The 5,123-nt window shown below is 72.5% G+C and carries 7 protein-coding genes; 6 read left to right on the top strand and 1 reads right to left on the bottom strand.

What is annotated here, in order from left to right; translation table 11 throughout:
• From PV721_RS41100 to PV721_RS41085, 4 genes are all read left to right on the top strand, one after another.
• On the top strand, positions 1-580 hold a 580-nt coding region (locus PV721_RS41100; RefSeq protein ID WP_319733656.1), incomplete at its 5' end, for an HNH endonuclease family protein.
• A 94-nt stretch (positions 581-674) separates the two neighbouring features.
• The gene (locus tag PV721_RS41095; RefSeq protein ID WP_319733654.1) at positions 675-2,333 is read left to right on the top strand and encodes an alkaline phosphatase D family protein; all 1,659 of its coding nucleotides are present in this window, start codon (positions 675-677) and stop codon (positions 2,331-2,333) included.
• Between the two features lie 288 nt (positions 2,334-2,621).
• Entirely contained in the window at positions 2,622-3,251 is a 630-nt protein-coding gene (locus tag PV721_RS41090; protein ID WP_319733652.1) for a DedA family protein, read from the top strand.
• A gap of 319 nt (positions 3,252-3,570) precedes the next feature.
• Entirely contained in the window at positions 3,571-4,086 is a 516-nt protein-coding gene (locus tag PV721_RS41085) for a hypothetical protein (RefSeq protein ID WP_319733650.1), read from the top strand.
• 21 nt (positions 4,087-4,107) lie between these two features.
• Here PV721_RS41085 and PV721_RS41080 read toward each other — a convergent pair whose 3' ends face one another.
• A complete protein-coding gene (locus tag PV721_RS41080; protein WP_319733648.1) occupies positions 4,108-4,326 on the bottom strand; it encodes a DUF2277 domain-containing protein in 219 nt (72 codons plus the stop codon).
• A gap of 147 nt (positions 4,327-4,473) precedes the next feature.
• Here PV721_RS41080 and PV721_RS44215 point away from each other — a divergent pair, with 147 nt between their 5' ends.
• The gene (locus PV721_RS44215; protein ID WP_100661309.1) at positions 4,474-4,548 is read left to right on the top strand and encodes a 50S ribosomal protein bL37; all 75 of its coding nucleotides are present in this window, start codon (positions 4,474-4,476) and stop codon (positions 4,546-4,548) included.
• Between the two features lie 248 nt (positions 4,549-4,796).
• Positions 4,797-5,123 (top strand): hypothetical protein (locus tag PV721_RS41075; RefSeq protein ID WP_319733646.1); only part of this gene is annotated, 327 nt, incomplete at its 3' end.

The following is a 5,123-nucleotide window of genomic DNA, read 5'->3' as shown; positions in this document are numbered from 1 at the left end:
GCGCGTCACCTTCGGCTCCTGCCGGCAGGCCGCCCCGCCCGCCCCCATCAGCGCCTCGGCCGCCCGCGCGTACCTGGCCACGGTCGCGCCGAAGACCGAAGGGTCCACCAGCGGCTACAGCCGCGACCTCTTCCCGCACTGGAGCACCGTCTCGGGCACCTGCAACACCCGCGAGACCGTCCTCAAGCGGGACGGAGTGAACGTCGTCCAGGACTCGTCCTGCGCCGCGGTGAGCGGAAGCTGGTACTCCGAGTACGACGGAGCCACCTGGACCGCCGCCTCCGACCTCGACATCGACCACGTCGTCCCGCTCGCCGAGGCCTGGCGTTCCGGCGCCAACTCCTGGACCACCAGCAAGCGCCAGCAGTTCGCCAACGACCGCACCCGCCCGCAGCTCATCGCGGTCACCGACAACGTCAACCAGGCCAAGGGCGACCTCGACCCCGGCAAGTGGCTGCCCCCGCGGACGGCCTACCGTTGTACGTACGCACGGATGTGGGTCGACGTGAAGCAGTACTGGGGCCTGAGCATGGACTCGGGTGAGAAGACGGCCCTGGTCAACATCCTCAACGGCTGCTGACCCGGCCGGCCGATCTTTCCCCCGCCAGGGGGAGGCGTCGCTCCCCCCTCCCGTCGTACCGTGATCGAAGGGGCTACGGAGGAGGGGGAGTTCCATGGCCGGACTGCGTCTGGGGCCACTGCTGCGCCACGTCGACTGGGACACGGGCGGATCGGCCACGATATGGGTCGAGGCGGACCGCCCGTGCACGGCCGAGGTGCGGTGCGCCGACGGGGCGGGCGGCAGTGTGCGCACCTTCCAGATAGCCGGTCACCACTACGCGCTGGTGCCGGTCACCGGCCTGACCCCGGGCGCGACGACGGCGTACGAGGTGCTGCTCGACGGCCGGCGCGTGTGGCCGCTGCCCGACAGCGGCTTCCCGCCGAGCACGATCACCACTCCGGCAGTGGCGGCGCCCGGCCGACCCGCGCCCGGGCTGCGCGTCACCTTCGGCTCCTGCCGGCAGGCCGCGCCGCCCGCCGGCCGGCACGGCCCGCACGGCGCCGACGCGCTCGACACCCTCTCGGCGCGACTGGCGGCCGATCCGGAGGCGGTCCGCCCGGACGTCCTGCTGCTGCTCGGCGACCAGGTGTATGCCGACGCACTGTCCAAGGAGACACGGCAGTGGCTCGCTGCGCGGCGGGACCTGCGGGAGGCGCCCGGCGCCCAGGTCGCGGACTACGAGGAGTACACGCGGCTCTACTACGAGTCGTGGCTCGATCCCGAGATCCGCTGGCTCCTGTCGACCGTGCCGAGCCTGCAGATATTCGACGACCACGACGTGATCGATGACTGGAACACGAGCGCGGCGTGGCTGGCGGAGATGCGGGCGACGCCGTGGTGGCGCGAGCGGGTGCTCAGCGGGCTGATGTCGTACTGGGTGTACCAGCACCTGGGCAATCTCTCGCCGTCCGAGCTGGCCGCCGACGAGCTGTACGGAGCCGTCCGGGGCACCCCCGACGGTACGGACGCGCTGCGGGCCTTCGCGTCCGCGGCGGATGCCGATCCGAGCACGGTGCGCTGGAGCTACCGTCGCGACTTCGGCCGGACCCGACTGCTGATGGTGGACACGCGGGCCGCGCGGGTGCTGGCCGAGGACGGGCGGGCGATGCACGACCCGGCGGAGCAGCAGTGGCTCCGGGAGAACGCCCTCGCCGGGCACGGGGCTTATGACCACCTGCTGATCGGGTCCTCGCTGCCCTGGCTCATGCCGCCGCTGATCCACGATGCCGAGACGTGGAATGCCGCGCTGTGCCGGGGGGACCGGGGGCCGCGGTGGGCGCGGATCGGGGAGAATCTGCGCCGGCGCAGCGATCTGGAGCACTGGGCGGCGTTCCCGGCCTCGTTCGCGGCGCTGACCGATCTGATCGAGGAGGTGGGCACGGGGCCGCGGGCACCGGCGACGGTGTGCGTGCTGTCGGGGGACGTGCATCACGCATATGTGGCCGAGCCTCGAATACCGAGTACGGCGCGGGTGTTCCAGCTGACGTGCTCGCCGGTTCATAATTCCATCCACACCGCGGTGAAGTGGGGATTCCGGCTGGGCTGGTCGCGGACGGGCCGGTGGCTGGGGCGCGGCTTCTCGCTGCACGGGCGGACGGGACGGCCGCCGCTGAACTGGCGGCGTACGGGTGGACCGTGGTTCGGGAACCAGCTGATGACGCTGGCACTGTCGGGGCGGTCGGCGCGGCTGCGGCTGGACCAGGCGCTGAAGAAGCGCGAGGGGGCCCGGCTGGTGACGGTGCTGGACCGGGAGCTCACCGCGACGGAGTAAGGGACCGGCGGAGCAAGAGGCTCGGCAGGCCGGGGCGGCAGAGTCGGAGGAAGCAGGGAATCCGGCACGTTCGGTGGGGTTCGGTCGGGTTCGGGTCGGCGGAAGCGGCTCGGGCAGCGGACTGCGATGGCGGTGGAGTTGACGCGTCGACGGTGTGGCAACCGCCCCGAGCACCCGCGGTACGGGGGCCGGGCGTACGCTGTATGGCTGTCAGCCGCTCCTGCCGCTCCCCCGCGACGTCGCGGCGCTTCATGCCGCAGCACGTCAATCGGACTGGGGAGTCCCGCTTTGTTTGAGACGCTGGGGTCGCTGACCGCGAGCCCATGGATCTACGCCCTGGTGGCGGTGTCCGTCGTGCTCGACGTCTTCCTTCCGGTACTGCCGAGCGGGGTCCTGGTGATCACCGCTGCCGCGGCCGCCGCGGCCGCCGGCGCGGCGGGACCGGTGCCGGTGCCCGCGCAGGTGCCGGACATCCTGCTCCTGCTCGTCATCGCCACGACGGCCTCGGTGCTGGGTGACATGGCCGCGTACCGGCTGGGCCGGCGCGGCGGCGCCCGACTGGACCGGGCCATCGCCCGCTCCCGCCGGCTGACCCGGGCCCATGAGCGCCTCGGCACGGCCCTGGCACGCGGCGGCGGCGCCCTCGTGGTGATCGCCCGGTTCGCCCCGGCCGGGCGATCGGTGGTGTCCCTGGGCGCGGGCAAGACGCAGCGCAAGGTCGCGGAGTTCCTGCCCTGGTCGGTCCTGGCGGGCATGGCCTGGGCCGGCTACAGCGTCGCCCTCGGCTACTTCGGCACCCAGTGGCTGGGCACCCAGTGGCTCGGCACCGCGCTCTCGCTCGTCGCCCTCTTCGCGGCGGGCGCCCTGGCGGCCTTCCTCGTGCGCCGCCCGACCGCGACGACGGCTCCCGCGGCGTAGGCGCGCTTCTCGGCCTGAGACGTCGACGGGCGGACATCCAGGGGTACGACTTCCGCGGGCGAGACATCCGCGAGCAGAACGTCCACAGCCCTGCAGGCTCCGTGGGCGGGACGCCCGTGGGACGCGACGCCCGTGGGACGCCCGTGGGCGGGAAATCCCCGGCCTCCTCCCCCGGGCGGAGCAGTGGCTCACCCGTTCACCCGGCCCCGATCGCCGCCCCCGGCCCGGGCTCCTAGCGTCCAGAGCACGGTGCGCAACCGAATCCGCGTCACATCCGTGCCCTGGCCGCGCCGTTTCGAGGAGCCGAGGAGTTCTCTCCATGCCCGCCAAGCCGCCTGCCACGACACCCGTCACAGCCCGACGTCTGATGACCGTCGCAGCCGCGACCCTCATCGCCGCCGCCGCGCCCGCCACGTTCGCGTACGCCGCCCCCTCCGCCAGCGTCTCCCCCACCAACGTCGCCCCGGGTGGCCGCGTCGCCCTCAGCGTCGAAGGCTGCGGGACCAGGGCCGGCCGGGCCACGTCGACGGCCTTCGGAGAGGTGCGGCTGGCCCCCGGCAATCCGGAGGCCACCAATCTTTTCGGCAGCGCCACCGTCTTCCGCGACGCCAACCCGGGCACGCACCGCGTCACCTTCGAGTGCGGCGGCCCGGGCGGGGCGCGCGTCACCGTATCGCTGCAGGTCACCCCTGGCGCGGCACGTGGCGGTACGGGCGGCAGCATCGGCTCGATGAGCCCGGGGCAGATCGTCGCCGGCGGCACCCTCGCCGCGGGCGCGTTCGGCGCCGGGGTCTGGGTGCTGCGCCGCCGCGCGGCGGGGACCGGGGCCGCGTAGGGGGCGTAGGCCGGCTCCTGGTTACGCCGGGGCGGCCCGTACGTGCACCCCGTCGAGCAGCGCCGCGGTGGCCTCGGCGACGGCGTCCACGGCGGCCTCGAACACCTCGCGGTTGTGCGCGGCCGGCACCCGGAACCCGGACACCTTCCGTACGTACTGGAGGGCGGCGGCGCGGATCTCCTCCTCCGTGGCCTTCTCGGGGATGGCGGGCGGGCGCAGGGTCTTAATGGAACGGCACATACCCCTACTATCCCGCTGCCGGCGCAGCTCGACCCCGCCCGATTCCATGATTCGAGTCGCCGTCGGGGCGGAGCTGATGCGGAGGGCTCGGGCCGAACCTAGACTGACGACGTCCTGAAAAGTCACCACATGAGGGAGACTCGCACCATGGCCAAACGAGGCAACAAGCGTCGGGCCCGCAAGAAGAAGAAGGCCAATCACGGCAAGCGCCCCAACGCCTGAACCGCCCCACCGAAAGACCCCCGACCGCCACTGGCCGGGGGTCTTCGCGCGCACCGGCCCCGCGCCTCTCCCCCGCCGGCTCCCGGTCCTGCCGACCCTGCGCGCCGCGCCTCGCCGCGCCTCGCCGTACGGGAACGTGCGCACGGCGGTCCTGTCAAGTCCCGAAATCGGGTGACCTGACGGGGGAGGCGTACAGCGGGCTTACTGGAATCTCCCTGCTCGACTTTTCCCACAGAAGGGGAACTCTTATGATCCGCACTTCTCGGAAGCAGCGTCTCACCATGCTGGCCGTTTCGGCCGCGCTCGTCGGAGGAGGCGCGCTGCTGCCCTCCAGCGCATTCGCCGCCACGGCATCGCACGCCAACGAGGTGACCCCGGTCGCGGCCGGTCACTTCGACCACGGAAAGAGCGATCACGACGGCAAGGGCAAGAAGAACAACAAGAGCGGGAAAAAGAAGAAGAAGGGCAACGGGCCCCGGGACGTGAAGAACATGCCGGGCTGCAAGTTCTTCAAGAACAAGGTGTACTGCGAGCACAAGCCGGAGCCCAACCCGGCCCCGAAGCCCCACCCGGCC

The sequence above is a fragment of the Streptomyces sp. MB09-01 genome, assembly GCF_033794505.1.
Taxonomy (GTDB): Bacteria; Actinomycetota; Actinomycetes; order Streptomycetales; family Streptomycetaceae; genus Streptomyces.
This window is presented reverse-complemented; position numbering and strand designations above follow the sequence as displayed.